Source organism: Mycolicibacterium doricum (genome assembly GCF_010728155.1).
GTDB classification, from domain to species: domain Bacteria; phylum Actinomycetota; class Actinomycetes; order Mycobacteriales; family Mycobacteriaceae; genus Mycobacterium; species Mycobacterium doricum.
Window position 1 is genome coordinate 2099139 of sequence record NZ_AP022605.1, and the last position, 24402, is coordinate 2123540.

The 24402-nt window shown below is 67.2% G+C and carries 29 protein-coding genes and 1 pseudogene; 13 read left to right on the top strand and 17 right to left on the bottom strand.

Features of this window, described 5'->3' with window-relative positions:
• The first annotated feature begins 8 nt into the window (after positions 1-8).
• Positions 9-419, top strand: coding sequence for a hypothetical protein (locus tag G6N07_RS10325; protein ID WP_165756787.1), 411 nt, complete (start codon positions 9-11; stop codon positions 417-419).
• A 3-nt stretch (positions 420-422) separates the two neighbouring features.
• Here G6N07_RS10325 and G6N07_RS10330 read toward each other — a convergent pair whose 3' ends face one another.
• From G6N07_RS10330 to G6N07_RS10350, 5 genes are all read right to left on the bottom strand, one after another.
• Positions 423-1214 carry an SDR family NAD(P)-dependent oxidoreductase gene (locus G6N07_RS10330; RefSeq protein ID WP_085192836.1) on the bottom strand — a complete coding sequence of 264 codons (792 nt, stop codon included), beginning with the start codon at positions 1212-1214 and terminating at the stop codon, positions 423-425.
• A 230-nt stretch (positions 1215-1444) separates the two neighbouring features.
• Positions 1445-1918 carry an NUDIX hydrolase gene (locus G6N07_RS10335; RefSeq protein ID WP_085192835.1) on the bottom strand — a complete coding sequence of 158 codons (474 nt, stop codon included), beginning with the start codon at positions 1916-1918 and terminating at the stop codon, positions 1445-1447.
• Between the two features lie 20 nt (positions 1919-1938).
• On the bottom strand, positions 1939-2130 hold the full coding sequence (locus G6N07_RS10340; protein WP_085192834.1) for a hypothetical protein: 192 nt from the start codon (positions 2128-2130) through the stop codon (positions 1939-1941).
• Positions 2131-2162: 32 nt separating this feature from the next.
• Positions 2163-3485 carry an NAD(P)/FAD-dependent oxidoreductase gene (locus tag G6N07_RS10345; protein ID WP_085192833.1) on the bottom strand — a complete coding sequence of 441 codons (1323 nt, stop codon included), beginning with the start codon at positions 3483-3485 and terminating at the stop codon, positions 2163-2165.
• A 3-nt stretch (positions 3486-3488) separates the two neighbouring features.
• Positions 3489-4046 (bottom strand): type 1 glutamine amidotransferase domain-containing protein, encoded by a 558-nt coding sequence (locus G6N07_RS10350; RefSeq protein WP_085192832.1) that lies wholly within the window; start codon positions 4044-4046, stop codon positions 3489-3491.
• Positions 4047-4374: 328 nt separating this feature from the next.
• On the opposite strand from G6N07_RS10350, the gene G6N07_RS10355 reads away from it, so the two are divergent.
• Entirely contained in the window at positions 4375-4797 is a 423-nt protein-coding gene (locus tag G6N07_RS10355; RefSeq protein WP_085192901.1) for a DUF7144 family membrane protein, read from the top strand.
• A gap of 186 nt (positions 4798-4983) precedes the next feature.
• On the opposite strand, the gene G6N07_RS10360 is transcribed toward G6N07_RS10355, so the two are convergent.
• Together G6N07_RS10360 and G6N07_RS10365 are read right to left on the bottom strand one after the other, a co-directional pair.
• Positions 4984-5556 carry a hypothetical protein gene (locus tag G6N07_RS10360; RefSeq protein ID WP_085192831.1) on the bottom strand — a complete coding sequence of 191 codons (573 nt, stop codon included), beginning with the start codon at positions 5554-5556 and terminating at the stop codon, positions 4984-4986.
• Positions 5557-5608: 52 nt separating this feature from the next.
• Complete coding sequence (locus G6N07_RS10365) at positions 5609-5800, bottom strand: hypothetical protein (RefSeq protein WP_085192830.1); 192 nt, start codon at positions 5798-5800, stop codon at positions 5609-5611.
• A gap of 381 nt (positions 5801-6181) precedes the next feature.
• Here G6N07_RS10365 and G6N07_RS10370 point away from each other — a divergent pair, with 381 nt between their 5' ends.
• The 4 genes from G6N07_RS10370 to G6N07_RS10385 all read left to right on the top strand — a co-directional run bounded on the left by G6N07_RS10370 (position 6182) and on the right by G6N07_RS10385 (position 9289).
• Positions 6182-6559 carry an Rv0313 family protein gene (locus G6N07_RS10370; RefSeq protein WP_085192829.1) on the top strand — a complete coding sequence of 126 codons (378 nt, stop codon included), beginning with the start codon at positions 6182-6184 and terminating at the stop codon, positions 6557-6559.
• 78 nt (positions 6560-6637) lie between these two features.
• Positions 6638-7060 (top strand): hypothetical protein, encoded by a 423-nt coding sequence (locus tag G6N07_RS10375; RefSeq protein WP_085192828.1) that lies wholly within the window; start codon positions 6638-6640, stop codon positions 7058-7060.
• A gap of 250 nt (positions 7061-7310) precedes the next feature.
• Positions 7311-8111, top strand: a complete 801-nt coding sequence (locus tag G6N07_RS10380; protein ID WP_085192827.1) for an alpha/beta fold hydrolase — start codon at positions 7311-7313, stop codon at positions 8109-8111.
• The gene (locus G6N07_RS10385; protein ID WP_085192826.1) at positions 8108-9289 is read left to right on the top strand and encodes a PP2C family protein-serine/threonine phosphatase; all 1182 of its coding nucleotides are present in this window, start codon (positions 8108-8110) and stop codon (positions 9287-9289) included. The genes G6N07_RS10380 and G6N07_RS10385 overlap by 4 nt, the downstream gene beginning before the upstream one ends.
• A gap of 160 nt (positions 9290-9449) precedes the next feature.
• On the opposite strand, the gene mbp1 is transcribed toward G6N07_RS10385, so the two are convergent.
• Positions 9450-9704: a microaggregate-binding protein 1 gene (gene mbp1, locus G6N07_RS10390; RefSeq protein ID WP_085192825.1), complete on the bottom strand. Its 255-nt coding sequence runs from the start codon at positions 9702-9704 to the stop codon at positions 9450-9452.
• Positions 9705-9930: 226 nt separating this feature from the next.
• Entirely contained in the window at positions 9931-10740 is an 810-nt protein-coding gene (locus G6N07_RS10395; RefSeq protein ID WP_085192824.1) for an RNA polymerase sigma factor SigF, read from the bottom strand.
• Positions 10741-11322: 582 nt separating this feature from the next.
• Between G6N07_RS10395 and G6N07_RS10400 the strand changes: the two genes are divergently transcribed.
• Entirely contained in the window at positions 11323-11769 is a 447-nt protein-coding gene (locus tag G6N07_RS10400; RefSeq protein WP_085192823.1) for an STAS domain-containing protein, read from the top strand.
• Positions 11770-11777: 8 nt separating this feature from the next.
• Here G6N07_RS10400 and G6N07_RS10405 read toward each other — a convergent pair whose 3' ends face one another.
• Positions 11778-12005: a hypothetical protein gene (locus G6N07_RS10405; protein ID WP_225892142.1), complete on the bottom strand. Its 228-nt coding sequence runs from the start codon at positions 12003-12005 to the stop codon at positions 11778-11780.
• A 396-nt stretch (positions 12006-12401) separates the two neighbouring features.
• On the opposite strand from G6N07_RS10405, the gene G6N07_RS10410 reads away from it, so the two are divergent.
• Entirely contained in the window at positions 12402-12617 is a 216-nt protein-coding gene (locus G6N07_RS10410; protein WP_235849953.1) for a hypothetical protein, read from the top strand.
• An 87-nt stretch (positions 12618-12704) separates the two neighbouring features.
• Here G6N07_RS10410 and G6N07_RS10415 read toward each other — a convergent pair whose 3' ends face one another.
• Both G6N07_RS10415 and G6N07_RS10420 read right to left on the bottom strand, forming a co-directional pair.
• A complete protein-coding gene (locus G6N07_RS10415; RefSeq protein ID WP_085192820.1) occupies positions 12705-13499 on the bottom strand; it encodes a glutaminyl-peptide cyclotransferase in 795 nt (264 codons plus the stop codon).
• 167 nt (positions 13500-13666) lie between these two features.
• Positions 13667-14944, bottom strand: coding sequence for an acyltransferase family protein (locus G6N07_RS10420; protein ID WP_085192819.1), 1278 nt, complete (start codon positions 14942-14944; stop codon positions 13667-13669).
• A 133-nt stretch (positions 14945-15077) separates the two neighbouring features.
• On the opposite strand from G6N07_RS10420, the gene G6N07_RS10425 reads away from it, so the two are divergent.
• A complete protein-coding gene (locus G6N07_RS10425; protein WP_179959975.1) occupies positions 15078-15740 on the top strand; it encodes a VldE C-terminal domain-containing protein in 663 nt (220 codons plus the stop codon).
• A gap of 339 nt (positions 15741-16079) precedes the next feature.
• Here G6N07_RS10425 and G6N07_RS10430 read toward each other — a convergent pair whose 3' ends face one another.
• The 4 genes and pseudogenes from G6N07_RS10430 to G6N07_RS10445 all read right to left on the bottom strand — a co-directional run bounded on the left by G6N07_RS10430 (position 16080) and on the right by G6N07_RS10445 (position 19524).
• On the bottom strand, positions 16080-17369 hold the full coding sequence (locus tag G6N07_RS10430) for a serine/threonine-protein kinase (protein WP_085192900.1): 1290 nt from the start codon (positions 17367-17369) through the stop codon (positions 16080-16082).
• Positions 17370-17727: 358 nt separating this feature from the next.
• Positions 17728-18192 carry a transglycosylase family protein gene (locus G6N07_RS10435; protein WP_085192817.1) on the bottom strand — a complete coding sequence of 155 codons (465 nt, stop codon included), beginning with the start codon at positions 18190-18192 and terminating at the stop codon, positions 17728-17730.
• A 263-nt stretch (positions 18193-18455) separates the two neighbouring features.
• Positions 18456-18636, bottom strand: a pseudogene (locus tag G6N07_RS20330) (AAA family ATPase); the annotation flags it as partial.
• Positions 18637-18828: 192 nt separating this feature from the next.
• Positions 18829-19524 (bottom strand): GntR family transcriptional regulator, encoded by a 696-nt coding sequence (locus G6N07_RS10445; protein WP_085192815.1) that lies wholly within the window; start codon positions 19522-19524, stop codon positions 18829-18831.
• A gap of 145 nt (positions 19525-19669) precedes the next feature.
• Here G6N07_RS10445 and G6N07_RS10450 point away from each other — a divergent pair, with 145 nt between their 5' ends.
• The 4 genes from G6N07_RS10450 to G6N07_RS10465 are packed head-to-tail and all read left to right on the top strand — an operon-like array spanning position 19670 to position 23210.
• A complete protein-coding gene (locus tag G6N07_RS10450; RefSeq protein ID WP_085192814.1) occupies positions 19670-20911 on the top strand; it encodes an NRAMP family divalent metal transporter in 1242 nt (413 codons plus the stop codon).
• 10 nt (positions 20912-20921) lie between these two features.
• Entirely contained in the window at positions 20922-21530 is a 609-nt protein-coding gene (gene pxpB / locus G6N07_RS10455; protein ID WP_085192813.1) for a 5-oxoprolinase subunit PxpB, read from the top strand.
• A complete protein-coding gene (locus G6N07_RS10460) occupies positions 21527-22405 on the top strand; it encodes a 5-oxoprolinase subunit C family protein (protein ID WP_085192812.1) in 879 nt (292 codons plus the stop codon). Before pxpB ends, G6N07_RS10460 begins: the two co-directional genes overlap by 4 nt.
• A gap of 16 nt (positions 22406-22421) precedes the next feature.
• Positions 22422-23210: a putative hydro-lyase gene (locus G6N07_RS10465; protein WP_085192811.1), complete on the top strand. Its 789-nt coding sequence runs from the start codon at positions 22422-22424 to the stop codon at positions 23208-23210.
• A gap of 7 nt (positions 23211-23217) precedes the next feature.
• On the opposite strand, the gene G6N07_RS10470 is transcribed toward G6N07_RS10465, so the two are convergent.
• Positions 23218-24369, bottom strand: a complete 1152-nt coding sequence (locus G6N07_RS10470) for a hypothetical protein (protein ID WP_179959976.1) — start codon at positions 24367-24369, stop codon at positions 23218-23220.
• Between the last annotated feature and the right edge of the window lie 33 nt (positions 24370-24402).

Here is a 24402-nt window from a genome sequence, read left to right on the forward strand (position 1 = left end):
AGGCCATGTTGAAGAAGCTCGTGACGATCGGCGCCGGAATGCTGGCTGCCGGAGCCGCGGCCGTGATCGGCACGGGTGTCGCCGCATCGCAGCCGGGCGCCAGCTACAACGTCGTCGGAGAGCCCTACAACAAGGCGCTGCAGATCCTGCGCGCCCAGGGCGTTAAAGCAACGTTCGGCGGCTCGTTCGGCAGCGTGCTGCCGCAGGCGAGTTGCCTGGTCGACACCCAGAAGGTCACGTCCGCCGGCAAGATGCTGCTGATGCTCGACTGCAGCCAAGCCGCCGCCGACCGCCTCAAGGCGTCGCAGCCCGCAGGTGGGCCCCGGGTCGGGGCCAACGGCATCACGACCGTGACGCCCACCCCGATAGTGCCGATCCAGGGCGCGCCGGGCGCAGGCACTCCGCCGCCGCTCGGCTGAGGCTCAGCGACCCATCGGCTTGGCGATCAGCCGGTTCATCCGGGCCTTGACGCCGTCGGGCAGCACCATGTTGGCCGCGCCAAGCGCCTTCGACATCAGCGATGCCGCGACCACCTTGCGGTCGCCGCGCATCATCGCGTCGTAGCCCTGTTTGGCCACGTCGGAAGGATCGTCCTTGGGCAGCGGTCCGCCAACCGGGGTGTTGCGCATCTTGGCGCGGGTGAAGAACCCGGTGTCGACCGGCCCGGGCATCAGCGCGGTGACCGTCACCCCACTGTCGCGCAGTTCGTCGTGCAGCGCCTCGGCGAAGTTCTGCACGAACGACTTCGACGCGTTGTAGACGCTCTGGTAGGACCCGGGCATCGCGGCGACCGTCGACGAGGTGAAGAGCACCCGGCCACTGCCGCGCTCGACCATATCGCCCAACACGAGCCTCGCCAGGTGCACCGTGGAGCGCACGTTGAGGTCGACGATCGCGAGGTCTTCGTCGAGGTTGCCGTCGACGAACCGGCCGGCCCGGCCGATACCGGCGTTGATCGCCGCCGCGTCCAGTCGCCGTCCGTTCGCCGTGGCCTTCTCGTACAGCGAGGCGACGCCCTCCTCGCTGCGCAGGTCCACTTCAACCGGAGTCACCTGCCCACCGATGCTGGAAAGTTCCTGCCCTGCAACGTGGATCTGAGCTTCGTCGGCCGCGACCACTACCTCGTACCCGTCCTGGGCGAACAGTTTGGCCAGCTCCAACCCGATACCCGTGGACGCGCCGGTAACCAACGCCAGCTTTGTTGCTTCAGCCATGGGGCGGGGCTACCCGCCGCGGACGGCGCGAAACGGGTCAGCCCTCCACCATGGTCTTGAGTCATGGTCTTGAGTCATGGTCTTGAGTCATGGTCTTGAGTCATGGTCTTGAGTCGTTGAGGGTCTCCGACATGGCCACCTGAGGGGCGCGGCCCGGTCGGCGATCAGGCCGAGCACCCCGCCGGGCGCCTCGTAGGACAGCCGGAACGGCACCTTGGGCGACCTCGCCGCTACCCGTGTTCTGCGCCGAGAGCAGCTGTCAACTGATCGAGCACCGGACGCTGACCCGCGATCAGCTTCTTCCGGGCGTCCTGCACCGGAAACCATGCGACCCGGTCGATTTCGGGAAACTCCCGGAGCCTTCCGGAGTTCTTCGGCCACTCGAGGGTGAAGGTGTTGCTCACCGCCGTCTCCGGGTCCAGGTCGCCACGGACGGCGAACACCGTGACGACTTTTCCCCCGGCCTGCTTCACCGGCCCCAGCCGCAGCAGGTCGCCCGGCGGGACCGGTGACCCGAGTTCCTGGGTGAACTCCCGTCGCGCGGCCGCCCACGGATCTTCCTCATGGCTGTACTCGCCCTTGGGAATCGACCACGCCCCGTCGTCGCGGCGTGCCCAGAACGGCCCACCCGGATGGCCGAGCAGGACCTCCAGCACGCCGTCGACAACCCGGTACAGCAGCAGACCGGCGCTGAGTTTCGGCACCGCGCTACGCCAGGGGTCGATCAGTAGGAGCGGTCACCTTCGCTGTCGTCGACGAAGTCCCAGCGGTCCTCCTCGACCTTGACTTCCATCCGATAGCCAAGTTCATTGCCGGGAACCTGCTCGACGAACCAGGCGTGCGCCTCGTCCGCGCTCTCGGTGTCCGTGGTGGAGACGACCTCACCCTTCGGGTCCAACACACGATAGGTAGCCATGGCCCTACTGTGCCCGCTCCGAGAAGTTTGAATCAGTCGCCTTTCGGCACGGGTATGCCCTCGCTGGCAGAGAAGCGGGCGTCCTCGGCGGACGAGAGCCCGATCGACACCACCGACCGGGCGAAAAACACATCGGTCAGGTAGGCCAGCGACACTGCCCAGCGGTTGACGAAACGCGGGATGGCGTACAGGTGGTAGGCCCGCGTGACGGCTTTCGCCGGGAACCCGGACAGCTGCACACCGAGCGGATTCGCGACCGCGTACCGCGGTCCCAGATCGACCACGAGTCCCATGTTGCGATGCTTGTACAGTTTCTTCCTACCGTGGCCCAGACTCGCGGCAACATTGCGCGCCAACACCTTTCCCTGGCGCGTGGCGTGCTGCGCCGTGGGCGGTGTGATCGCGCCCGACTGGGTGAGGTCGGGTACGGCGGCGGCGTCCCCGGCCGCGAACACATCGGGGTGGCCGGGAACCTGCAGATCCGCGTCGACCTTCAACCGTCCCTTCTCGGTCGGCAGTCCCAGCTTCTCGATCAGGGGTGCGCCGGTGACGCCGGTGACCCATGCGACGGTGCGGGTGTCGATCCGGGTGTCGTCGGTGAGCAGGACGTGGTCGTCGTGCACCTCTTTGAGCGTCACCCCCAGCCGCACGTCGATGCCCCGCCCGCGCAGCACCCGCTGGGCCGCGGCGCCGAGCTTCTCTCCGACCTCGGGCATCACCTGCTCGGCGAGGTCCAGCAGCACGAACCGCACACTGTCGGCGTCGAAGCCCGTCTGCTGGGCCGCCGCGTCGGCCAGTGCCCGCAGTTGCACGGCCAGTTCGGTCCCGGAGTACGACGCCCCCACCACGACGATCGTGCGTCGCGCTGCGGCCACTTCAGGGTCGTCGTCGATGTTCGCCAGCTCCAGCTGTTCGAGGACGTGGTCACGCAGATACAACGCCTCCGCGGTCGATTTGAGCCCGCGGGCGTGTTCGGCCAAGCCCGGCACGTCGAACAGCCGCGTCACCGACCCCGGTGTCAGGACCAGGCGGTCCCACGGCATGCTGCGGACCCGCTCCTCGGGGTCGGTGAACGTGAGGGTGTGCTCGTCGAAGTCCACTCCGTCCACTCGCCCGCGCACGATGCGTACGCCGCGCAGGCTGTTCGCGAGCGGGATCGTGACGAACCGGGCATCCACCAGACCGCCGGCGACATCGGGCAGTAGCGGCGTGTAGAGCATGTAGTCGACGGGCGAGATGATCGTGATCTCGACCGGCTCCGAGCCGGGTGCTTCGCTCGTGCCCAGCTTGCAGGCCAGGTGCCGGGCACACTCGAAACCGGTGAACCCGCTGCCGACGATGACGACGGAGGTCATCGATCAGGTGTGCGCGGGAGTGTTGGAGAACTGATCGGTGATCGCCTGACAGAAGGCGGGCAGGTCTTTCGGTGACCGGCTGGTGATCAGGTTCCCGTCGATGCAGACCTCCTGATCGACCACGGTGGCGCCGGCGTTGCGCAGATCGGTGCGGATACTCGGATACGACGTGAGCGTGCGGTCGCGCACGACGTCGGCCTCCACGAGGGTCCACGGGCCGTGACAAATCGCCGCGACCGGTTTGCCCGACCGCACGAAGTCCCGCACAAACGCCACGGCCGACTCGTCGAGGCGCAACTTGTCGGGGTTGACCGTGCCACCGGGCAGGACGAGCGCGTCGAACTCGTCGACCGTCGCCTCGCCGACCGGGCGGTCGACGGCGAACGACCCGGCGGGTTCCAGATCGTGGTTACGTGCCTCGATCTCTCCGGGGTTGACCGAGAGCAGTTCGACCTGTCCACCGGCGGTCTCCACGGCGGCGCGTGGCTGTTCGAGTTCGACCTTCTCCACGCCGTCCGCGGCGAGGATGGCGATCTTGCGGCCCTGTAGTTCGTTCGACATGTGCGGTCCTTTCTCCGAGGCACTCCCGGCGTACCCGCGTAACCGGGATCGAACACCTCCGTAGCGATCCCGGTGATCCGCGCCGCACTGCGCAGTGTGCCCGCCGGTGCAGTGTGCCCGCCGGTGCAGTGTGCCCGCCGGTGAGGTCGACGCCGTCCGCTCACCCGCCGCAGTGAGTCCACCCGGCGATCGGCTGGTTATCCCGCTTCAGGAATCCACTCACGCTAGGAGATCGAGTGGTGCGCGGCCGGCTGCACTCGTTTTGAACGTCGTGCTGCGTGCAACACTAGGACCGTCATCCAACAGGCGAGAGTAAGGAATGCGGTCGATGACAAACCCGACGACAAACCCGACGACAGAGCGCCGTCCCAGCCAGCTGGCTGCAGCCGGCGGGACCGTCGCCGCGGGCGCCTTGCTGCTGACAACGGCACTGCTGACGCTCTTCCAAGGCATCTCGGCGGTCGCCAACGACGATTTGCTGCTCGTCATCGGACCCAGCTACGTCTACGAGTTCACCACTTCGACATGGGGATGGATCCACATCGTCATCGCGGCCCTGATGGGGCTCGTCGCGGTCGGGCTGTTCCTCGGCGCGATGTGGGCCAGGATCGCCGCCATCGTGATGGCGTCCATATCGATCATCGCGATGTTCCTGTGGTTGCCCTACTACCCGGTGTGGTCGATCGTGGTGATTGCCGTCGACATCGTAGTGATTTGGGCGGTGGCGACCTGGGACAGGGAGCGCATCTGAGCCGAAGTTGAGCGCGTGCCGAGCCGTGGCCAGCGCGAAGGCTGCTCTGACGGTCTCGGCACGCACGCCGCTTGTTGCCCACGCCGCTCGGCATACGCCCACGGGTGCCGCCAGATGACGCAGAGAGCTGGACTGTTCGGCGGCGACACCCGTCTGGACCAGTTCGCGCTCCAGAAGTACGACGGGTCAGATACCGGCCCAGGATTCCTCGATCATCTCGGCGACGTTGATCACCTGAGCCTGTTTGCTCTCCGGGCTGTCGATCTCGCCCGCGACGTGGGCGGCGATGAAGCGTTTGATCTCACCGTCGATGCCGCCGATGATGCGGACCACCTCGGCGCGCAACGATTTCGCCGTCACGTGGATCGAGATATCGGACGGCCGTGGCTTCTTGACGTCGAGGATGAGCAGCAGAGGATGTGCCGCCAGGGCCGACGCCCGTAGCGAGATCTCCCCGTAGACGCGGAATTTCGGCTTGTCGATGCGCAGATCGACGACCATGTCGATCTCGAGCGGGATCCGGATCGCGAACGTGATCATCTCGCCGACATGGCGCGTCACCCGCGGCTGCTGGATCTTGACCCGGGCGCTGACCCTGGCGATACCGCCAGGCCCCTGACCCATCGGACCCATCTCGAACGCGTCACCGGCGATCTCGCCGATCGCCGCGCCGACCCGCTGCTCGGTGACAGCGACTTCGAAGAATTTGCGCCCGAAGTCCTCGTAGGTCATGTGGTGGCGGTCAGACATGGTCGTCATACCGTCTCACGTCCGGGTGCTGCGGAGTGCTAACCGGGCCGTCCGGCCGTGTTCAGTTCCCTCGCTGTTGCGCTCTGGCCTCCGCGCCGGACTGCTCATCGTCGATGGCATCGTCGCTGCCGGTGCGGCCGACGTAGGTGCCGTCCTCGTCGTCGCCTGCCTTCCCCGCACGGGAGGAGGCGACCTTCGGGTCGTCGCCGACGTCGGACTCACTCTTGTCGGCCTCGTCGCTGGGTCTGCTCACGGGGGAGGTCTACCCGCGCCCCAGCCCGATTAACCCCGGTCCCTCGAGGACGCGCAGGCGTTATCTTCGAGGTCACCGCCCACCGCCGCCAGGTGCACCGGAGGACGCGGGACATGCACCGTGACGGCCGCCGCCATCCGCGCCGTGAGATCGGCGTCGGACGACGGTGTGGTCCACCACCACGTCGGTGCGGACGTGGAACGTTGCGGACGTGGAAGGTTGCGGACGTGGAAGGTTGCGGACGTGGAAGGTGATGTCGCGCGGTGAGCGTTCGACCGCGGACAGCACGTCGGCCTGGGTGAGAGGTCACCCGGTCACCTATTTCGCGCACCTGGAAACCAACTGTTGAGTACCGTGAGTGTTGCGGTGAGGAGGACGGCAATGACCAACAACCGACCATTCGGCTTCGATCCCGACGACTTCGACCGGGTCGCCCGCGAGGCACTGGAAGGTGTCGGCCGGTTTTTCACCACCTCGGGTGAGCGCGCCGGATGGAGCGCGCTGCTCGACGAGTTGGTACGGGTCAGCCGACCCAGGACCGAACCGGAGACCACCGGTGACACCGGCGACGGCGTGTGGGCCGTCTACACCGTCGACGCCAACGGCGGCGCCCACATCGAGCAGGTGTTCCCCACCGAACTCGACGCGCTGCGGGCCAACAAGAACAACACCGACCCGACCCGCAAGGTGCGGTTCTTGCCGTACGGCATCGCGGTCAGCGTGCTGGACGCGAACACCCCCGGCGACGCCGCGGAGTAGGGCAGAAAGCGGTCGCGCCCGTCGGCGAGCGGTTACGCTTTGCCGCGAGGCCATCGAGTCAGCCGTGAAGGGTGGGACATGTTTCGTGAACTCTTCGTCGCCGCGACCATCGCGGGAGCCGCTGTCGGGCTCGCGCCGGGGGCCGTCGCGGACCCGTCCAACGACTACCACGACGACCCCGGCCGGTACCCCACCGACGTGCCGGGGATGAGTTACGAGGCCAAGCTCGCCGCGCCCTGCTACAGCTGGGAACGCAACGTGTTCGGCCGCGGCCCCGGCGGCGAACCGCTGCAGTGCAAGTGGATCCCCAATCAGTGGCCACCGGTGTACACCGGCTTCTGGACCTCCACCTATGCGCTGCACGGCGTCCAGGACATCGGCGCGCCATGCCCCGGTCCGCAGTCGACTGCGCAGGCCCCCGACGGGCGTCCGCTGCTGTGCGTCGGCGCGCGGGGGTGGCAGCCGACCGTGCTGACCGGCAGCGGTCTGCACCCCGCCTGACGGTCCGACCACATAAATCCTCGTTTGTCGTTATGGTCAACCTCATGACCGACGTCGGTGCGGGCTTCAGCATTTTCACCGTGTTCGCGACGGTGGCGGAGGCCGTTCGGAGACAACATTGTCCTGGTCCGGCGGGGTCCTGGTCCGGCGGGGTCCTGGTCCATCTGCGCCGAGGCCGACGCCGGGGTGCGCGGGCGGTCGCCGCTCCTCCGGCGGAATACGACGCCTGGGGGATGAAAGGATCGTCTCGATGGATGTGCGCTCGCGGAACAACCTCCGGATTGTCGGGGCCGAGCACGGGCCCACGATCTTGCTCGCGCACGGGTTCGGCTGCGACCAGAACCTGTGGCGGTCGGTGACCGCCCGGTTGACCCCCGAATTCCAGGTTGTCCTGTTCGACCACGTGGGGTCCGGAGCGTCGGACCCCGCCGCATGGGACGCCGACCGCTACTCCTCACTGCACGGCTACACCGAGGACATCCTCGAACTCGTCCACGAACTCGACCTACGCGATGTGGTCTTCGTCGGGCATTCCGTCGCCGCGATGATGGGAGTTCTCGCCGTCAGCGCCGACCCGGCGCGCTTCGCGAAACTCGTGCTTCTCACACCGTCACCGCGCTACGTCGACGACGGCGACTACCGGGGTGGGTTTTCACGGGCCGACATCGACGAACTACTCGAATCCATGGAGAGCAACTACCTGGGTTGGTCGCGTGCGATGGCCCCGACGATGATCGGCGCACCGGGGCAGCCGGAACTATCAGAAGAGCTGGCCGAGAGTTTCTGCCGTACCGATCCGGCGCGGGCGCGGGTTTTCGCGCGCGCGACGTTCCTGTCCGACAATCGTGCCGATCTCGACGGAGTATGTGTCCCCACCTTGGTCATCGAGTGCGCATACGACGCGATCGCCCCTCGTGGCGTGGGCGCGTTCGTCCACGGGCGTATCCGGGGCAGCACGCTGGTCACCCTCGACACCACCGGTCACTGCCCCCATCTGAGCGCGCCGGAGGAGACTGCCGAGGCCATCGCGGCGTTCGCCCGGTCGACATGACCACGCGCGAAGGCGCGGCACACCAACCGGAGCACTCCGTCGAGGACCTGTACGAGCAGGCACCATGCGGTCAGCTCGCGACGGGGCCCGACCGGCGCATCCTGTCGGTGAACCAGACGTTGCTCCGCTGGCTCGGCCGATCCCGTGGCGAGTTGGTCGGCACACCGTTCACCGAACTCCTCACCGTCGGCAGCCGGATTCACTTCGAGACCCACTTCGCTCCCCTCTTGCACCTGACAGGTGAATTGCAGGGTGTAGCGGTCGATCTCATCGCCGCCGGAGAAACCCGGCTGCCCGCCCTGGTCGCCGCCAACATCAAACCCGACGCGGCGGGGAAGCCGGCGACGATCCGATTCGTGCTACAGGACGCCAGCGACCGGCGGGCCTATGAGCGCGAACTCCTGGCCGAACGGCGGCGCGCCGAACAGGAACGGGCCAGGGCGACCGCGCTCGCTCGCACGCTGAAGCGATCGCTGCTTCCGCCCGCCCTCTCCGCACCACCGGGTCTGGAAGCCTGCGCCCACCTGCACGCGGCATCGCATGACGAGGTCGGCGGCGACTTTTACGACTTGTTCGCGCTGGCCCATGGCCGGTCGGCGTTCTTCCTCGGCGATGTCTGCGGAAAGGGCGTCACCGCGGCGACCGTCGCGTCGCTGACCCGTTACACGCTTCGGGCGGCCGCGGTGTTCGACGACGATCCGGTGGCGGTGCTGCATAACCTCGACACCGTGCTGCTCCACGAGTTCGGCGCGGACCGATCGCATTTCTGCACCGTGATCTTCGGGGTGCTCGTCCACCGCGACGGCGGGTTCGACGTGCACCTGGCCAGCGGTGGCCACCCACCGGCGCTGCTGTTGCGCGCCGATGGCAACGTGCAGAAAATCAACACCGAGGGCGGTCAGGCCGTCGGTATTTTCACGAACGCCAGATTCGCCTCGGCTCGCCTGCACCTAGGCGCCGGCGACACCTTGGTGATGTACACCGACGGGGTCACCGAGGCTCGGGTCGGCAGCGGCACAGAACGATTCGACGACCACGACGCGCTGATGGAGCTGGCCCACGCCCACTCGCCCACCACCGCGACCGGCATCGTCGAGACACTGCGGAACCTGCTGACCGACCTCGGCGCCGGTGTCGAAGACGATGCGGCGGTGCTTGCACTGGGAGTGCCGCGGTAGTCATGCTGCTGCAGGCACCGGACGACCGGATCGACGTCGACGGCAGGCTGTATGTGGCGGCCGAACACCCAGATGTGGACGGGCACCACACCCTGAGGTGATCAGCGACGCGGAGCGGCCCGCACCTTGAGCAGATGCGGGCCGTCCGTTCGCCGATATGTCAGTTACCGGTTTGTTCTGACTTCTGCCGCTCTTCGGCGACCTTGGCCGAACCGCGTGCGGCCTCGGCTTCAGCTTCCTTCTTCGCGGCATCGCGCTGGGCGTCGGCCTTGTCCTGCTGCGCCTGACCCTCGCGGTAAAGATCGTCGCGGCCGAGCACCGCGCCGGTGACCTCCTTGGCCTTGCCCTTCACCCCTTCGACCGCGCCCTTGATCGCTTCTTCCGGTCCGCTGTTGCCGCTGTTGTCGTCGGCCATATCGGATGGTCCCTCCTGCTCACCGCCCCATCTCGGAGCGTCCGGGACCTCTGTTCCCAGAAGTGATCATGTCCCAAACCTGACCCGGTCCCGTCAGTGGGTCGCATTCCTTACGCACGTGGAATCCGGCACGGCACCCAGAATCCTGCGCACGGCAGCGCGGGTTGTCGGCGCCGGTGTACGACAGCGATCACCGTACGGCAGCGCTCCGAAGGCTGACCGGTCGTCAGCTCATCGCGTCCCGCAACTGCTCGAGAGTCTTCGCCAGGATCCGAGAAACCTGCATCTGGGATACGCCGATGCGCTCGGCGATCTGCGTCTGTGTCATCGAGGCGAAGAACCTCAGGGTGATCACGGTGCGCTCGCGTTCGCTCAGGGCCGCCAGCAGCGGGCGTAGTGATTCGCGGTCGGTGATGTGTTCCATATCGGTGTCCACCTCGCCAAGGGTGTCGGCGAGCGAACGTGTGGCGTCGTCAGCCGACGAAATCGGGCTATCGATCGAGCGCAGGCTGTAAGCATCGCCGGCAACCAGGCACTCAACCACCTCTTGCCGGGCGGCCCCGAGCTCGGCGGCCAGATCGGTGGCACTGGGCGCGCGGCCGAGTGACTGCGTCAACCGCGGGGTCGCCCTGGTGATCTGAACGTGCAGATCCTTGAGCCTGCGCGGCACATGCATAGCCCAACCGTTGTCGCGGAAGTGACGCCGGATCTCACCGAGCATCGTCGGTACCGCGAACGACAGGAAGTTGGCGCCGTTCTCCGGGTCGAAGCGGTTAACCGCGTGCATCAGGCCTACACGGGCGATCTGTACGAGGTCGTCAAGGTTCTCGCCCTTGCGGTGGTAGCGGTATGCGATGTGGTCGGCCAGCGGGAGGCATCGCGTCACGATGCGTTCGCGCTGCCGGTCGTGCTCGGCGGTGCCGGCTGTCAACGCCGCAAGCAGCCGAAACATGTCAGGCACGTCTGCGTAGTCGTCCTGCGTACGGGTGGACGACCTGCGGGCCGTCATCTGTGGTGTGTCGTCAATGATCGTCATCGCGGGTCCTTCCGGACTCGGTGCGGACGCGAAGACAACGCCGGTTTTTGGACGTATGCCCTGCTTGTCCGGGACGCGGTGCTGCCGTCACAAGCGTGCGGGAACACCCGGCGGTATATATCGGCGGACATGGGACCGTTGGCTTGATCGGACTGCCGCCTACAGCGGGCCGCTTTGCACTAAACGGTGACGCCTCCCAAAGTGGGACGTCAGCCACTCTACTCTCTATGGGCGGCTTCGTCCCTGCGGGCAGCAAGGCGGTTCGAAGAATTACGTAATCCGTCGTGGTAGCGCCGTCCGGGGACGCACATCATCACGCCGTCTCATGACGCTGCAGTAAATCCAGAGGCAGGGGCGCAATCCAGAGGCAGGGGCGAAATCCAGAGGCAGGGGCGCATCTGAGAACCTCCTGAAGCGTGTAGTTATACGGCTCGTTCCGTAGTAATCTGCGTCACAGGTTGAGAGAGCAGCCAGCGGCGACCTCTCCACGTAAGGCTCGCCGGCCATCCCGGCGGCGAGTGAGCCGCGATACCGCGGTGACCGCCCACCTGTCGGGGCGTCACAGTTCAGGGAGTCCCACCCATGATCGACGTCGGAACCGTCCGGGTTTTCCGTCCCGACCCCTCCGCGGCGCACGCGTCACAGCAGTGTGGTCGCGCCGTGTTCTCGATCCGGTCCCTTTCGCCGACCCTCTCCGTGATCACCGCCAGCGGGGAAATCGATGCGACCAACGGACGTGAGCTCGGACGCTACGTCGAGCGCCACACCGCCCCGGCGACACAGCTGATCGTCGACCTGAGTGAGGTGAGCTTCTTCGGATCACAGGGTTTCAGCGCGTTGCACTACATCAGTGTGAGTTGCACCAGGATCGACGTCGACTGGGTGATCGTGCCGAGCGGGGAGGTGCGCCGACTGCTGCGAATCTGCGATCCGCAGGGGGAACTGCCGTTCGCCGAAGGCGTCGATTCGGCTCGGGCGCGAGTCGACCGGGTCACGCGCCGGCGCCAACCCGCCTCGTGGGCAGGCTGACCGAGCCTTCACGTCGCGAGTTCGACCTCGTAGCAGACCGCGTAGCGCCGGAAGTTCGGCGTCGGCCGGAACAGATGACCCGCGTCCGGCGACCATGTCACCACACGCAGAAGACGTTTGTACGACGGCAGCTGCTTGGCCACCAATTCGGCCAGCGCAGCACGGGGCGAATACCCGCAGCGATCGTCAACGTCTTTCGGAAGCAGCACATCCCACATGGTTTCCTCGACCCGCATGGGAAAAGTCTCGCGTGCGCACAGCCCGTTAGCCGGGGTCTCATGCCGTCGTGTCGGAGATCGAGACCAATTAGTGACCTGTCGACGTCCTCCACGCAGTGAGCTGAGGGGATTCCTCGTGCCGGCCGGCTGTCTCGATAGCCGCTCATGCGGCTATCGCCGTGGGCTGTTCGGTAGTGGAGGTTCGCGCCGAGCGGCTCTGTCGCATCACGGTTTTGGCTTTACGCCTGGCTTTGATGCCCGACGCGGCGGGCACGGCGATCACCACCACGAACCCGGATCCCCACTGCAAACCGAGCAGCCGCCCAACCTCATCGGTCTTGGGTCGCAACGCACCGTTGCCGTCCTTGGCCGCCCACGAACGTAGAGTTCAACGGTGAGGCCGACCACGTGCATGTGCTGGTCGCCTACCCGCCCACCCTGGCGATCTCCGCTCTGATGCAACACCTCAAAGGCCCCACCGCTAACGCCGTCCGGCGGGAATTCACCGGCGCGTGTGTGCGCGCCCGCATGCGCGCCACTATGATCCCCATCCTACTTCGCAGTCTCCTGCGGCGGCGCACCACTGTCCATCACCAAGCAGTACATCGACAGACAAACCGCCCGCTCTGAGCGCCGGGCTGCACCCGGCGACACACGGGATGGGCTCACCCCGCCATAAATGGCGAGGCTTGCGCCCAAGAACTGGGTCACATATCGCTAGGCCGCGTCGAAACGCACCCGGTACATCGTCGACCAATTCTTGCCCGTGATCAGATAAGTTCCGTCCCCGGCGCGGGCAATCCCGTTGAGTACGTTGACATCCGGTTCTCCACGACGCAACGCCCCGCAATCGGCCGACGCGGTAACCGCCCCGGTACCCGGGTCGATCCGGACAATCTCGTCGGTGGGCCACACATTCGCCCACACCTGGCCGTCAACGCATTCGAGTTCGTTGAGGCCGGTGACCACCTCCCCGTCGGGTCTGGTCACAGCGATGCTCCCAGCCTCGGTGAAGTCGGCGGGTGCGACGAACCGTAGCCGGTCGGTGCCGTCGCTGCGGACGATCTGGCCGCCGTCGTAGCACACGCCCCACCCTTCGCCCTCGATGGGAACCTCGCGTGCCGGCGTGAAAGTTTTCGCGTCCCATTCGATTGCGACACCATCACGGTAGGTGACCTGCCAGATGCGGTCACCGACGGCGGTCAAGCCCTCACCGAAGTACCGGCCGGGAAGCGGTGTCGAGCGGCGCACCGCCCCCGTGGCGGGATCGAGTTGCCGCAACTGCGACTGTCCGGCCAGCCCGGTGGTCTCGTACAGCGCCGCACCATCGAACTCCAATCCCTGGGTGAACGCTGACGTGTCGTGCGGGACCTCGTCGAGCACCGTGATGCGAAGTTCGGAGTGGGCGTTGGGCGCCGCGACGGCGTCACGGGCGTCTGCGCATGCCGCTGCCAGCAGCACCACGGTGACGCTCAAACTTGTCAGCACATGTAGCCCGCTCATCACCGACATCGTGCCTCATTCCGTGCGTCGGCGTTCAGCTGCGGTAGAACATCGCCGGGGCGGCGGGCGCAGGCCTCCCCCGCTGTTAGCGGCCGCAAAGGGCACCGAGGACACGCGGGCCGAGTTCGGCATATCGGCGGTCCCAGTCGGCCCTGTCGCTCAGCGCCACCCGCAACTCACCGGCGCCCCGCGCACGTCCGGGCGGCAACCGCCGCGGCGAGGAATCCGCCGAGCGCCGTCCATCCGGCGACATCGGCCAGACCCTGCTTCGCCATCAGCACCGAAGCCACCCCCGCGACGCAGATGAATGCACCGGCAACGGTCGCCCGGACACCCGTCGCACCAGAGGGATCGTCCCACCACGGAAGTGGACGGTGCTCCAGCGGTGCGAGCAAGCGGAACAGCAGGGCCATGACACCGGCGAAGACCACCGCGCGCAGCGCAAGCAGCGCCCAGAAGTTCGGCGCGTCCACGTCGTAGGCGTCCAAACCCAGGGCGTGTAGCGAGAATGCGGCGATCGCGATCGCGGGAATGTGCCACAGATAGAGCGTCATGGCTCCCGCGTTGCCCACCGCGACAACGTGCCAGACCCGCGGCCGGGCTGCCCACCGCCGCAGTTGCTCCGCCACGACGACGAACCCGCAGGACATCCACGCGCAGTGCAAGCCGAGCAGCAGTGTCGGCGGCGAGGTGTTCGACACCTGTTCGACGCCGGTCACCACCAGGGCAATCTCATAGGCACCGGTGACCGCGAGGACAGACTGCGCCGTGAACGCCGCCACCGCGCCGATGAACGCGGCGACGGGGCTGATCAACCGGCGCGCGTAAGCGACACCGATGACAACGGGGATCAGCCAGACAACCAAAAAGTTGACGGCGCCGGACTCGGGTGTGCCGACGGCGGATCTGATGCCGTCGACGGCCCACGCGACGGCGAGCAGGGCGGTGACCAGGACTGCCACCGCAGCGCCCGTTCGTAGACGGGTCAACGCCGGCACGAAGGCGAGCGCGAGCAGGTACACGCCGAGGAACCACAGCAGTGCGACGCTTTCTCGGCCGAGCGCGTCCGCCGATTCGCGGCCGAGCAGCACCCGCACCACGAGCAGGCCGGCGCCCCACGCCGCCAGATACCAGAACACGGGTCGGCACAACCGCTGCGCCCGGGCGAACAGCCACGCGCCCCACGGCGTCCCGGCGTGCCAGCCGTAGGCACCGGCCGCGCCGCCGGCCAGGAAGAACAGCGGCATCACCTGGACGACCCAGGTGACCGGGGCGAGCAGCGGAAGCTCGCCCAGCAGATTGCCGATCCGGACCCCACCGGAGTCAATGGTGGCGAGCAACAGTGCACAGTGGCCGAACATCACGACCACCAGGGCCGTTAGGCGGGCGACGTCCACGGCACGGTCGCGGCTACGTACCTTGTCCTGGGTCGGACGCGTGTCAAGTTCCGGCATGACTTCAGCATCCCCCGTCGGGCGCGGTGACCGGATGCGTTAGGACCACCTGGAATCAAGATCGAACATTTCGATTCGCCGAATCGCCGCGGAATCCCCATGCCGCACCGCTGGCGACTCTAGAGTGCTGCGCATGGGGAGGACGATCTCAGTTGATGGGATGGGCCGCTGGGCGGCGCTGGCCGCCTCGCTCACCGTCTCCGCGGCGATGATCTACGCCCAGGACACCGACTCGGCCGCGGTGGCCAAGCCGGCGCGGGTTGCCGCGCCGACGTCGGCGCCCCCCGCCGCGCCGTCGGTCGCCCGCCCCGCCGAGGCCGAACTCCTGGCGGCGAGCGCGCCCGTCGCTGCGCGGGATTTCAAGTTCGAGCTGCCGGCGGGTGTTGCGCCGGAAGGGGGACTGCAGGTGAAGACGATCTGGGCGGCTCGTGCCATCAGCGTGATGTTCCCGGAGATCAAAACCATTGGTGGGTACCGGCAGGATCCGCTCAAATGGCACCCTAACGGCCTGGCGATCGACGTGATGATCCCCAACCACGGCACCGATGAGGGCATCGAGCTCGGCAACCAGATCGCCGGGTTGGCGTTGGCGAACGCCCGCCGGTGGGGGGTACTGCACGTCATCTGGCGGCAGGGCTTCTACCCAGGCATCGGTGCGCCGAGTTGGACGGCGGACTACGGCAACGAGACGGCCAATCACTTCGACCACGTCCACATCGCCACCAACGGCGGCGGCTTCCCCACCGGGCGCGAGACGTACTACCTCCAGTCGATGCGCCCGGCACCGCCGGCCTGACATCAGCTCAGCGGACACTTGATTGCGTGATCTTGAGCCGCGGCGGGTAACCGTGCGCCGTCGACGAAGGGTGATGACGTCATGGGCGCGAACTGGTTCGCTGAGGATCCACGTATGGCTGATTGCAGGGCGTGTGGGTATCCCACATTGGGCGTGAGGTACTGCGCGGTGTGCGCGAACGACGTGATCGCGGCAGCCACGCATCCCGGCCGTTATCCATATCTGAATTCAGACCCATACCTGGATTCAGGAGTCACCCCGGCGGCTTAGCTTAGTGCCCGGGCGGTCGAGGCAGTGGTGCGCTGCTGACGTTGAAGCGACTGACTGACGTTGAAGCGACTACTCGCGCTTGCCGAGATTGCCTTCGTTGCCGTTACCGCCGCCTTCGGTACCGTTTCCGCCACCTTCCCGCTCTTTCTCCTGATCCCTCTTTTCTTTTTGCTCTTCTTCCTTCTCCTTCTCCCGCTCTTCCTTCGTGTCGCCGGACTCTTCCCGCCGTTGTCCCACTGCGGGAGGGGGTGGTGGTAGAGGGACGCTGCTCGGCGTGGGCATCGGCGTGCTGGTGTTGATCGGTTTCGGGGACGGTGCGGTGGAAAACGGCTCGGCGGCCAACGCGACACCTGAGACGGTGAGACAGGTCAGGAGCGCGGCCGCGGAGATCGCTGTGCGGGTGCGCCTCGGCAATCGGCGCCACCGAGACGGCGGCGGTGGTGGCGTCATGGGGTAGTGAGCCGACGGCGGCACCGGCTGGTCGAGGACCTTGGTCGCCGGCCGTGGCGGAACCGCCACGGCGGGTGCCGTGCCGGCGAACAGTGCCTGCCGGTCGCCGTTGACGGCAGCGTGCATATGAGCGGCGTCCCTGAAACGCTGGGCGGGGTCCCAGGCCATGGCGCGGTCGATCGTGCCGACGAGGGTAGGGTCCAGATCCGGCCGGATAGTGCTCAGCGGCGGTGGTGGATTTTCCATGATGGCCCGCGCCAGGGCGACGGGAGTGTCCTGCGGGAAGGCGCGGTGGCCGACGGCGGCCTCGTATCCGACGACCCCCACCGCGTAAAGGTCGTCGGCCACCGAGGCCGGTGCTCCGGCGACCCGCTCGGGGCTCATGTATGCCATCGTGCCGACGATCTGACCGGTCATGGTGTGGGCAACCGCACTGGTCTTCGCGATGCCGAAGTCGGCCACCTTGAGGCTGTCGCCGGTGGCCGACAACAAGATGTTCGCCGGCTTGATATCGCGGTGCAGCATTCCTGCGCCATGCGCGACGGCCAGGGCGGCCAGTACATCGTCGAGCATGGAGCGGACATGGTCGGGTGGCATCGGGCCGTGCGCCATGACGTCGAGGAGGGTGTGGCCGGGCAGTCGCTCCATGACGATGAACGGTGTGCCCTCCTGCTCGCCGTAGTCGTGCACCGCGACGATGTTCGGGTGGGACAGCATCGCCGCCGAGCGCGCTTCGTCCCGGAACCGAAGCAAGGTCTTCGGCTGCGCTCTCATCGCGGGGTGCAGAAGCTTGATCGCCACCGGGCGGTCGAGTCGGGTGTCCCAGGCGTCGCGCACCTCTGCCATGCCCCCCGCGCCGAGCAGCCCGCGCAAAACATAGCGCTCCGCGAACAGTTCTTCTCCGGTCACGTCCACAGCGTTGTCCCAGTCTTTCGTCGCCGTTGCAGCGGGTGATGCGCGTTCCACACCGCACCGCCCGCTGTTCGGCCCTCAGGGGATTATCGCCGCCGGACCCCTACCCCGTTATCAGCGGTGGGCCAGGTGGTCACACTGTGGCGCTGGGCGTGGCGACGGGTGCAGGCCACATTGGTCCCGGCCCAGCTGGGACATCGAGCCCATTCGCCCACCGATGCGTCATCACTGGCCGGTGTTCGACCCCACGTTGCCGCTGGCGAGTCGAGGATTACCAGGCCATGGAGGAACGACGCGCCGCCAAGGTCATGCTGACGGTGCGAGCCGACGGCCCTAGCGTCAGCCAACCAGTGCGTCAGCCAACCAGTGCGGCAGCGACTGCGCGGGCCTGACTGGTCAGCGCGGCGCACATCCTGTTGAGGTTGACGACACCGAGCACCATCCCGGACATCACCCGGCATGCGCTGCCCGCCCCGGGAGGAGCCGAGGACCGCGGGGACAGCGCGTACGCACCGCAGACGGGCCAGGCACCAATCCCCTGGGTCCGTAGCACGCGCTCGGCGATGGCTATCTGGTACTCGCGCGGCGTGCGCTCCGGGGAGCCGACGCCGCCGTGCTCGCGCCACGTGGCCGGCAGGAACTGCAGGCCACCGTAGAACCCATTGCCGGTGTTGATCGCCCAGTTGCCGCTGGATTCGCACTGGGCGATGGCGTCCCAATTGACCGTGCTGGCGACGGCGGTCGGCGTGGCTACCGCGATGGACGTCGCCGACAGAGCGGCGGCCGTCAGCGCCACACTTATTCCCTTGACCTTGTGCACGAGGATCCCTTCAGCCGTCGAACGCGTGTAAGCGGTGCGCCATGACGTGGTGGTCGGTCCTGGATGCCCCTCATTGTTACCGCTGATGTCATAGGGGATAGTGAGGAGACAGTGATAGTTGTTCTCAACATTGAGGTCGACGGCGTCTGCTCCGCGGGTCGGGCTGTGCCGGGGGGGCGTTACGACAGTTGGTCGATCACCGGTTGCAGTGGTTCCGAGGACGTTCCGATCTCGCCGACGAATGGGTGTTTTAGCTCCACTGGACGCTTGAACTCCACCGGACCCGCCCAGTGGGCAGACTGCAGACCACCCTCACGCGCCAGTGAGCCGATCAAATCGCCACGGCCGCAATCTGCCAAGTAAGCACAGAGCGCGATACACCGACGACTTACCACCCGAGCCGTTAGTCCACGTGAGCATTGTCAACCTGTCCAGCGACAACATCAACCATTACCGTAGCGGCGCACCGCGACAGCCCCATCTCAAGCGGCGGACGCGCGAGGTCGATTGGCAGTCGGGAATCCGGGCAAACGACGGTCGGATGGCCGCCTTCGTCCGAACGACGAGGTCCTATACGGCCTGGGCCGCCCACACCTCACCATCGTCGGATGCACGATCTCTCTGGTCGACGCCGGGTCAGTCGGTCTGCGGGTACGCGGATAACAGATGCTTCTCAGCGGTCACGAGATAGCGGTCCAGCAGCTTGGCGGCCGCTCGTCCCCGGCCGTCGGCAAGCGCGGCGGCGATCTCCTCGTTGCGTTCCACGTAGGGACGGTGGAAATCCTCGGCGGGGCCGGCGCAAAAGAACACCAGCCGCATCTCGGCGAGCAGCCGGCTCATCTCCATGTCCAGACGCGGGCTGCCGGCCAGCGCGACCACCGACCGGTGGAAGCGCTGATTGGCCGACGCGACCGCGTCGCCGTCGTTGGCGCCGAGGGCCGCGCGCCCACTGGCGACGGCTGCGACGACGTCGGAGATGTCAGCGTCCCCCGGCAGGAGCAGGCATCCGGGTTCGATGACGCGGCGGGCCCGATAGATGTCGCGGAGGTCGGCGACCGACGGGGTGCGGACGAACACGCCCCGATTCGGGATCCGGTCGAGCAACCGCTCACCGATGAGCTGACTCAGCGCTTCCCGCAGCGTGTTGCGGGAAATGCCGAGCGATTCGGCGATCGGCTCCTCGGGTAAGCGGGCGCCGGGGCGGAATAGCCCGGCGGCGATGTGCTCGCGGATCACATCGGCGGCGCGGTCGGATGACGACGACAGCACAACCCGCGGCCTGGAGCTCTCCAGCGCGCGCAGCGCTTCGGCGAAACCGTGGACAGTGCCCATCGCCCCAGATTAGGGGACGTGTGAATATCGGGAGTGTTGAACGATCTGTATAGCGGGCGTAACGGCGGCGCAATACCGGCGGTCGACCATCGGAAGGACGTCCGAGCGGGAAAGACCCGTTCCAGCCACGGTGAGGATTCGGCGCATGGCCACTCCCGAAGGACCACCACTGAACCCGTCTGTCGACACTGCTCCGAAGCCGTCGGAACCCGCCAAGACCGCCCTGCTCGGGGCGATGTTCCTGATGGCGACCAGCGCGGTCGGGCCGGGGTTCATCACCCAGACCACAGAATTCACCGTCGAGCTCGGGGCGGCGTTCGCGTTCGCGATTCTCGCCTCGATCGTCATCGACTTCGCTGTCCAGATGAATGTGTGGCGGGTGATCGGCGTGGCCGGGATCCGCGCCCACGAACTCGGCAACAAGGTCCTGCCCGGGGTCGGCTACGCCCTGGCCGTCCTGGTCGTGGTGGGCGGCCTGGTGTTCAACATCGGTAACACGAGCGGCGCGGGACTGGGCACCGACGCCATGTTCGGACTCGACCCGCGCATCGGTGGCGCGGTCTCGGCGCTCATCGCCATCGCGATCTTCTTGAGCAAGCGGGCCGGCGTCGCCCTCGACCGGATCGTCGTCGTCCTCGGCGTCGCGATGATCGCGATGACCACCTACACCGCGATCGTGTCACGCCCGCCGCTGGGCCAGGCTCTGCGCAACGCCGTGCTGCCCGAGCAGATCAGCTTCCTCGCGATCACCACGATTGTCGGCGGCACCGTGGGCGGGTACATCACCTATGCAGGTGCCCATCGCCTTCTCGACACCGGGATCACCGGACCCCAGAACGTCGGCCGCATCACCAAGGGGTCGACGTACGCCATCATCGTCACCGGCATCATGCGTGCGCTGCTGTTCCTGGCGGTCCTCGGCGTGACCGCCAGCGGTGTCACTCTCGCCAGCGACAGCCCCACCGCGTCGGCGTTCGAGTACGCCCTCGGCACTGCCGGCGGGGTTATCTTCGGCGTCATCCTGTGGGCCGCGTCCATCACCTCGGTGATCGGCGCCGCCTATACCTCGGTCTCGTTCCTCACGACGTCGAAGACCTTGCGCCGCAGGCAGAACATCCTCACGGTGGGGTTCATCGCGCTGAGCGCGGTCCTGTTCGTCCTTCTCGGCGCGGCGCCGGTGACGCTGCTGGTCTTCGCGGGCGCCTTCAACGGACTCATCCTGCCGATCGGGTTCACCGTGGTGGTGTGGGTGGCCTGGAGGCGCCGCGACCTGATGGGCGGGTACGGCTATCCGTTGTGGCTGAAGACCGTCGGCCTGGCAGTGTGGTTGCTGACGCTGTATCTGGGCTGGATGTCGTTGAGCGGCTTGTCCAGGCTCTGGAGCTGACCGCCCTCACATGAGACTTCTCCCCTACGGCGACCGCGCACTGCTGGTTGAGGTCGACGACGCCGACGAGGTACTGGCGTGGTCGACGGCGATCGAGTCGGCCGGATTGGACGTGGTCGACGTGGTGCCAGGGGCACGCACCGTGTACGTGTCCACCACAGGTCCCGAACACCTTGTCGCCGTGCGGAATGCGATCAGCCGGCTGTCGCCCGCATCGGTCGCCGCAACCTCGGGTGAGGTGGTCGAGGTGCCGACCGTCTACGACGGTCCGGACCTCGACGAGGTGGCGCAGCGCAGCGGAATGACCCCCGATGAGGTGGTCGCCGCGCACACCGCAGAGCCCTGGCGGGTGGCATTCACCGGATTCGCTCCCGGGTTCGGATACCTCGTCCGCCACGACACTCCGCTGGTCGTACCGCGGCGAGACGAACCCCGCACCAGCATTCCGGCCGGGTCGGTAGGGTTGGCCGACGAGTTCAGCGGCATCTATCCGACGGCCTCGCCCGGCGGCTGGCAGCTCATCGGACACACCGATCTCCGGTTGTTCGACCTCGACTGGGACCCGCCGGCACTGCTGCGCCCGGGCACTGTGGTGCAGTTCATCGCGGTGGACGGATGACTGTCGGCGGCCGATTGGAGATCCTGGAGGGCGGTCCGCTGACCACCGTCCAGGATCTGGGGCGCCCCGGGCATGCCGCGGTCGGGATCGGAAGCGCCGGTGCGGCAGATCGCCGCTCGCACGCCCTGGCCAATCGTCTCGTCGGCAACCCCGCCGAGGCCGCCACGCTGGAGGTGCTTCTCGGCGGCCTCACGCTCCGGGCAGGCAGCGCCGTCACCTTCGCCGTCACTGGCGCCGAGGTCGACGTGCTCGCGGGGCCTAACCGTAAACCGCTGGGGCACAACGCTCGCCACCACCTCGCGGCCGGCACCGTCATCGAGCTCGGACCCGCCCGCGCCGGGCTACGCTGCTATGTCGCGGTGCGCGGCGGAATCGACTGCGCCGAGGTGCTCGGATCGCGGAGTCGGGACACGCTTGCCAACATCGGGCCTGCGCCACTGCGCGCCGGCGATGTGCTGGACATCGGCACCTGCGTCCTCCCGCTTCCGGCAACGGATCTCGCACCCGTAGCGCCGGCCGGCGCGGACCGCGCCACGTTGCGGGTGCATCGGGGTCCGCGCGACGACTGGCTGGCAGACGCCGACGACCTGGTCGCGACCACATGGCAGGTGTCGGACCGGGCCAGCCGGGTCGGCGCACGCCTCGTCGCCCAGCGGGGACCCGGTGTCCGGATGCGCGACCCGGGACGCCAACTCCCCAGCGAAGGAGCCGGACTCGGCGCCATCCAAGTGCCGCCGGGCGGCGAACCGGTCATCTTTCTCGCCGACCATCCGGTGACCGGTGGCTACCCGGTGGCCGGGGTCCTGGTCAACGAGGACGTCGACCGTGCCGCCCAGCTTCGTCCGGGCGCCGAGGTGCGGTTGACATGGGCATGAGACAGGAGGGACGGCAATGAACCTCGACGTGAACGCAATCTTGCCGGCGGAGGCGCGGCGGCGTTTCCGCGACGGTCTGGTGACCCCGACGGCCGGTTGGTCGGCTGGGTATGCGCAGGCGAATCTGATCGCGGTGCCGCGGGATTACGCGTTCGATCTGATGCTGTTCGCGCAGCGCAACCCGAAGCCGTGCCCGGTGCTCGATGTTCTGGAGCCCGGCCAGTTCGCGGGCCCGCTGCTGGTCGGCGGTGACGTGCGGACCGACATCCCGGCCTACCGGATCTACGTCGACGGCGAACTCGTCGCCGAGACGACGGACGGCACCGAGTACTGGACCGACGATCTGGTCGCGTTCCTAATCGGGTGCAGCTTCACTTTCGAAGCAGCACTGCTGGATTCAGGGGTGTCGGTGCGACATATCGAAGAAGGCGTCAATGTGCCGATGTACCGGACCGGCCGGCCGTGCCGCTCGGCGGGGCGGATAGGCGGTCCGCTGGTGGTGTCGATGCGGCCCCTATCGCCCGAGCAGGTGGCCGACGCCGTGCGCATCACGTCCCGCTACCCGTCGGTGCACGGCACCCCGGTGCACGTCGGGGACCCCGCGGCGCTGTGCATCGCCGATCTGTCCGCGCCGGACTACGGGGACGCGGTGACCATCCGCCCTGGAGAGATCCCGGTGTTCTGGGCATGCGGAGTCACCCCGCAGGCCGCGGTCATGCAGTCCCGCCCGCCGCTGGCCATCGGGCACGCGCCGGGCCACATGCTGGTTACCGATCTGCGGGACAGTGACCTGGTGGTGCCGTAGGCCGCCCTCAGGCGAATCTGTCTTCCGAATCTACGGAGTCGGCATCCCGCAGCACGTCCCGTCGATAGCGCATCGCCGTCTCGTCGACCACCGCTAGCGCGTCGACCGTCAACCCTTCACGGATCCCACTTCGGTTGTGCGCAAACGAGATGAATGCCCGCAACAGGTCGGGCACGTCCAGGCGGACCTCCAGCGGCGCGTAGGTGTCCCATTCTGGCGACTCGAGCACCTGGTCCACGCGAGCCGCGCTCCAGCACAGCGGGTTCTCCGTCCCGGAGTCCATGAGTTCCCGCAAGAGATCGCCATGGTCGCGAACGTCAAAGGGTGCGCCCTTCTCGGAGGCGAAGAACTCGCCGCATAGCTCCGCGGTTTCTTCCCAGGTCCATACCGGCGATCGAAACCCGATACCGCCCGCCGGTAGGCGAAAGGTCAGCCACTTCAGCAGCGGTCGGCAGTCTGGCCACGTCGCGGTGTCGCGAAGGACGAGCTCGCGCCTCAGACCCTGCTCGATCCAGGCCCGGGCGTCGGGGAGGGTCATGTCGACGACCGTGCAGTCGGGATCCGCCGCCACCGAGAACGCCGCCAGTCCGGTGTCGATCGAATCACCCGACAAGAAGGCATCTTTGATCTCGGAGCCCCTGAGATGGTCGATGACAACCACGAACGTCGCCTCTTGGCCGCCCACGAGCCGGACCCCGACCATGACCTGATCGGTATCGCCGAGTACGTGGGTGATGCGAACAGCCTTGTAGGCGCGGGCATTGGGTAGTTCCACCGTCCATCGCGGCAGCAGCTCCTGGCGTTCTTCCACGGCGTGCTGATAACGGAGTTTCAGTGGCGCATCGTCGAGGAGTTCGGCGAATAGGGCCACGAAGATGGCGATCTCTGGCGTGGGCTCGCTGAGGAACCGCCCGAGCAGGTAGTCGAGATCTATCGGCTCGTGCTGGTGTGACCGATATTTCGCGAACGGGTCGGGTGTCAACGCCTGCACCTGCATGCTTGCGAACACCATGAGACTCAGGGGATTCTCGAAGCCCGCCGGAGGCTGCGGCGGATCGACGAGATGTGATTTCCCGGCGGCTTCGCGAGTTCGCTTGGCGGCCCGCCGGGCAGTCCGCCGCGCCTGCTTCGCTGTGGGCCTTGCGCGTCCATCGGTCATGACGCGGACGCTACTCGGGAGCTCGGACATCAC

Coding starts and splice junctions, on each gene's coding strand:
- G6N07_RS10350 (WP_085192832.1), bottom strand. CDS start 4,046: ATGTCGAACGAACTACAGGGCCGCAAGATCGCCATCCTCGCCGCGGAC.
- G6N07_RS10470 (WP_179959976.1), bottom strand. CDS start 24,369: ATGACCGATGGACGCGCAAGGCCCACAGCGAAGCAGGCGCGGCGGACT.
- G6N07_RS10425 (WP_179959975.1), top strand. CDS start 15,078: ATGGGGAGGACGATCTCAGTTGATGGGATGGGCCGCTGGGCGGCGCTG.
- G6N07_RS10465 (WP_085192811.1), top strand. CDS start 22,422: ATGAACCTCGACGTGAACGCAATCTTGCCGGCGGAGGCGCGGCGGCGT.
- G6N07_RS10405 (WP_225892142.1), bottom strand. CDS start 12,005: ATGCGGGTCGAGGAAACCATGTGGGATGTGCTGCTTCCGAAAGACGTT.
- G6N07_RS10445 (WP_085192815.1), bottom strand. CDS start 19,524: ATGGGCACTGTCCACGGTTTCGCCGAAGCGCTGCGCGCGCTGGAGAGC.
- G6N07_RS10460 (WP_085192812.1), top strand. CDS start 21,527: ATGACTGTCGGCGGCCGATTGGAGATCCTGGAGGGCGGTCCGCTGACC.
- pxpB (WP_085192813.1), top strand. CDS start 20,922: ATGAGACTTCTCCCCTACGGCGACCGCGCACTGCTGGTTGAGGTCGAC.
- G6N07_RS10395 (WP_085192824.1), bottom strand. CDS start 10,740: ATGACGATCATTGACGACACACCACAGATGACGGCCCGCAGGTCGTCC.
- G6N07_RS10355 (WP_085192901.1), top strand. CDS start 4,375: ATGACAAACCCGACGACAAACCCGACGACAGAGCGCCGTCCCAGCCAG.
- G6N07_RS10400 (WP_085192823.1), top strand. CDS start 11,323: ATGATCGACGTCGGAACCGTCCGGGTTTTCCGTCCCGACCCCTCCGCG.
- G6N07_RS10450 (WP_085192814.1), top strand. CDS start 19,670: ATGGCCACTCCCGAAGGACCACCACTGAACCCGTCTGTCGACACTGCT.
- mbp1 (WP_085192825.1), bottom strand. CDS start 9,704: ATGGCCGACGACAACAGCGGCAACAGCGGACCGGAAGAAGCGATCAAG.
- G6N07_RS10360 (WP_085192831.1), bottom strand. CDS start 5,556: ATGACGACCATGTCTGACCGCCACCACATGACCTACGAGGACTTCGGG.
- G6N07_RS10385 (WP_085192826.1), top strand. CDS start 8,108: ATGACCACGCGCGAAGGCGCGGCACACCAACCGGAGCACTCCGTCGAG.
- G6N07_RS10340 (WP_085192834.1), bottom strand. CDS start 2,130: ATGGCTACCTATCGTGTGTTGGACCCGAAGGGTGAGGTCGTCTCCACC.
- G6N07_RS10370 (WP_085192829.1), top strand. CDS start 6,182: ATGACCAACAACCGACCATTCGGCTTCGATCCCGACGACTTCGACCGG.
- G6N07_RS10380 (WP_085192827.1), top strand. CDS start 7,311: ATGGATGTGCGCTCGCGGAACAACCTCCGGATTGTCGGGGCCGAGCAC.
- G6N07_RS10330 (WP_085192836.1), bottom strand. CDS start 1,214: ATGGCTGAAGCAACAAAGCTGGCGTTGGTTACCGGCGCGTCCACGGGT.
- G6N07_RS10420 (WP_085192819.1), bottom strand. CDS start 14,944: ATGCCGGAACTTGACACGCGTCCGACCCAGGACAAGGTACGTAGCCGC.
- G6N07_RS10415 (WP_085192820.1), bottom strand. CDS start 13,499: ATGTCGGTGATGAGCGGGCTACATGTGCTGACAAGTTTGAGCGTCACC.
- G6N07_RS10345 (WP_085192833.1), bottom strand. CDS start 3,485: ATGACCTCCGTCGTCATCGTCGGCAGCGGGTTCACCGGTTTCGAGTGT.
- G6N07_RS10375 (WP_085192828.1), top strand. CDS start 6,638: ATGTTTCGTGAACTCTTCGTCGCCGCGACCATCGCGGGAGCCGCTGTC.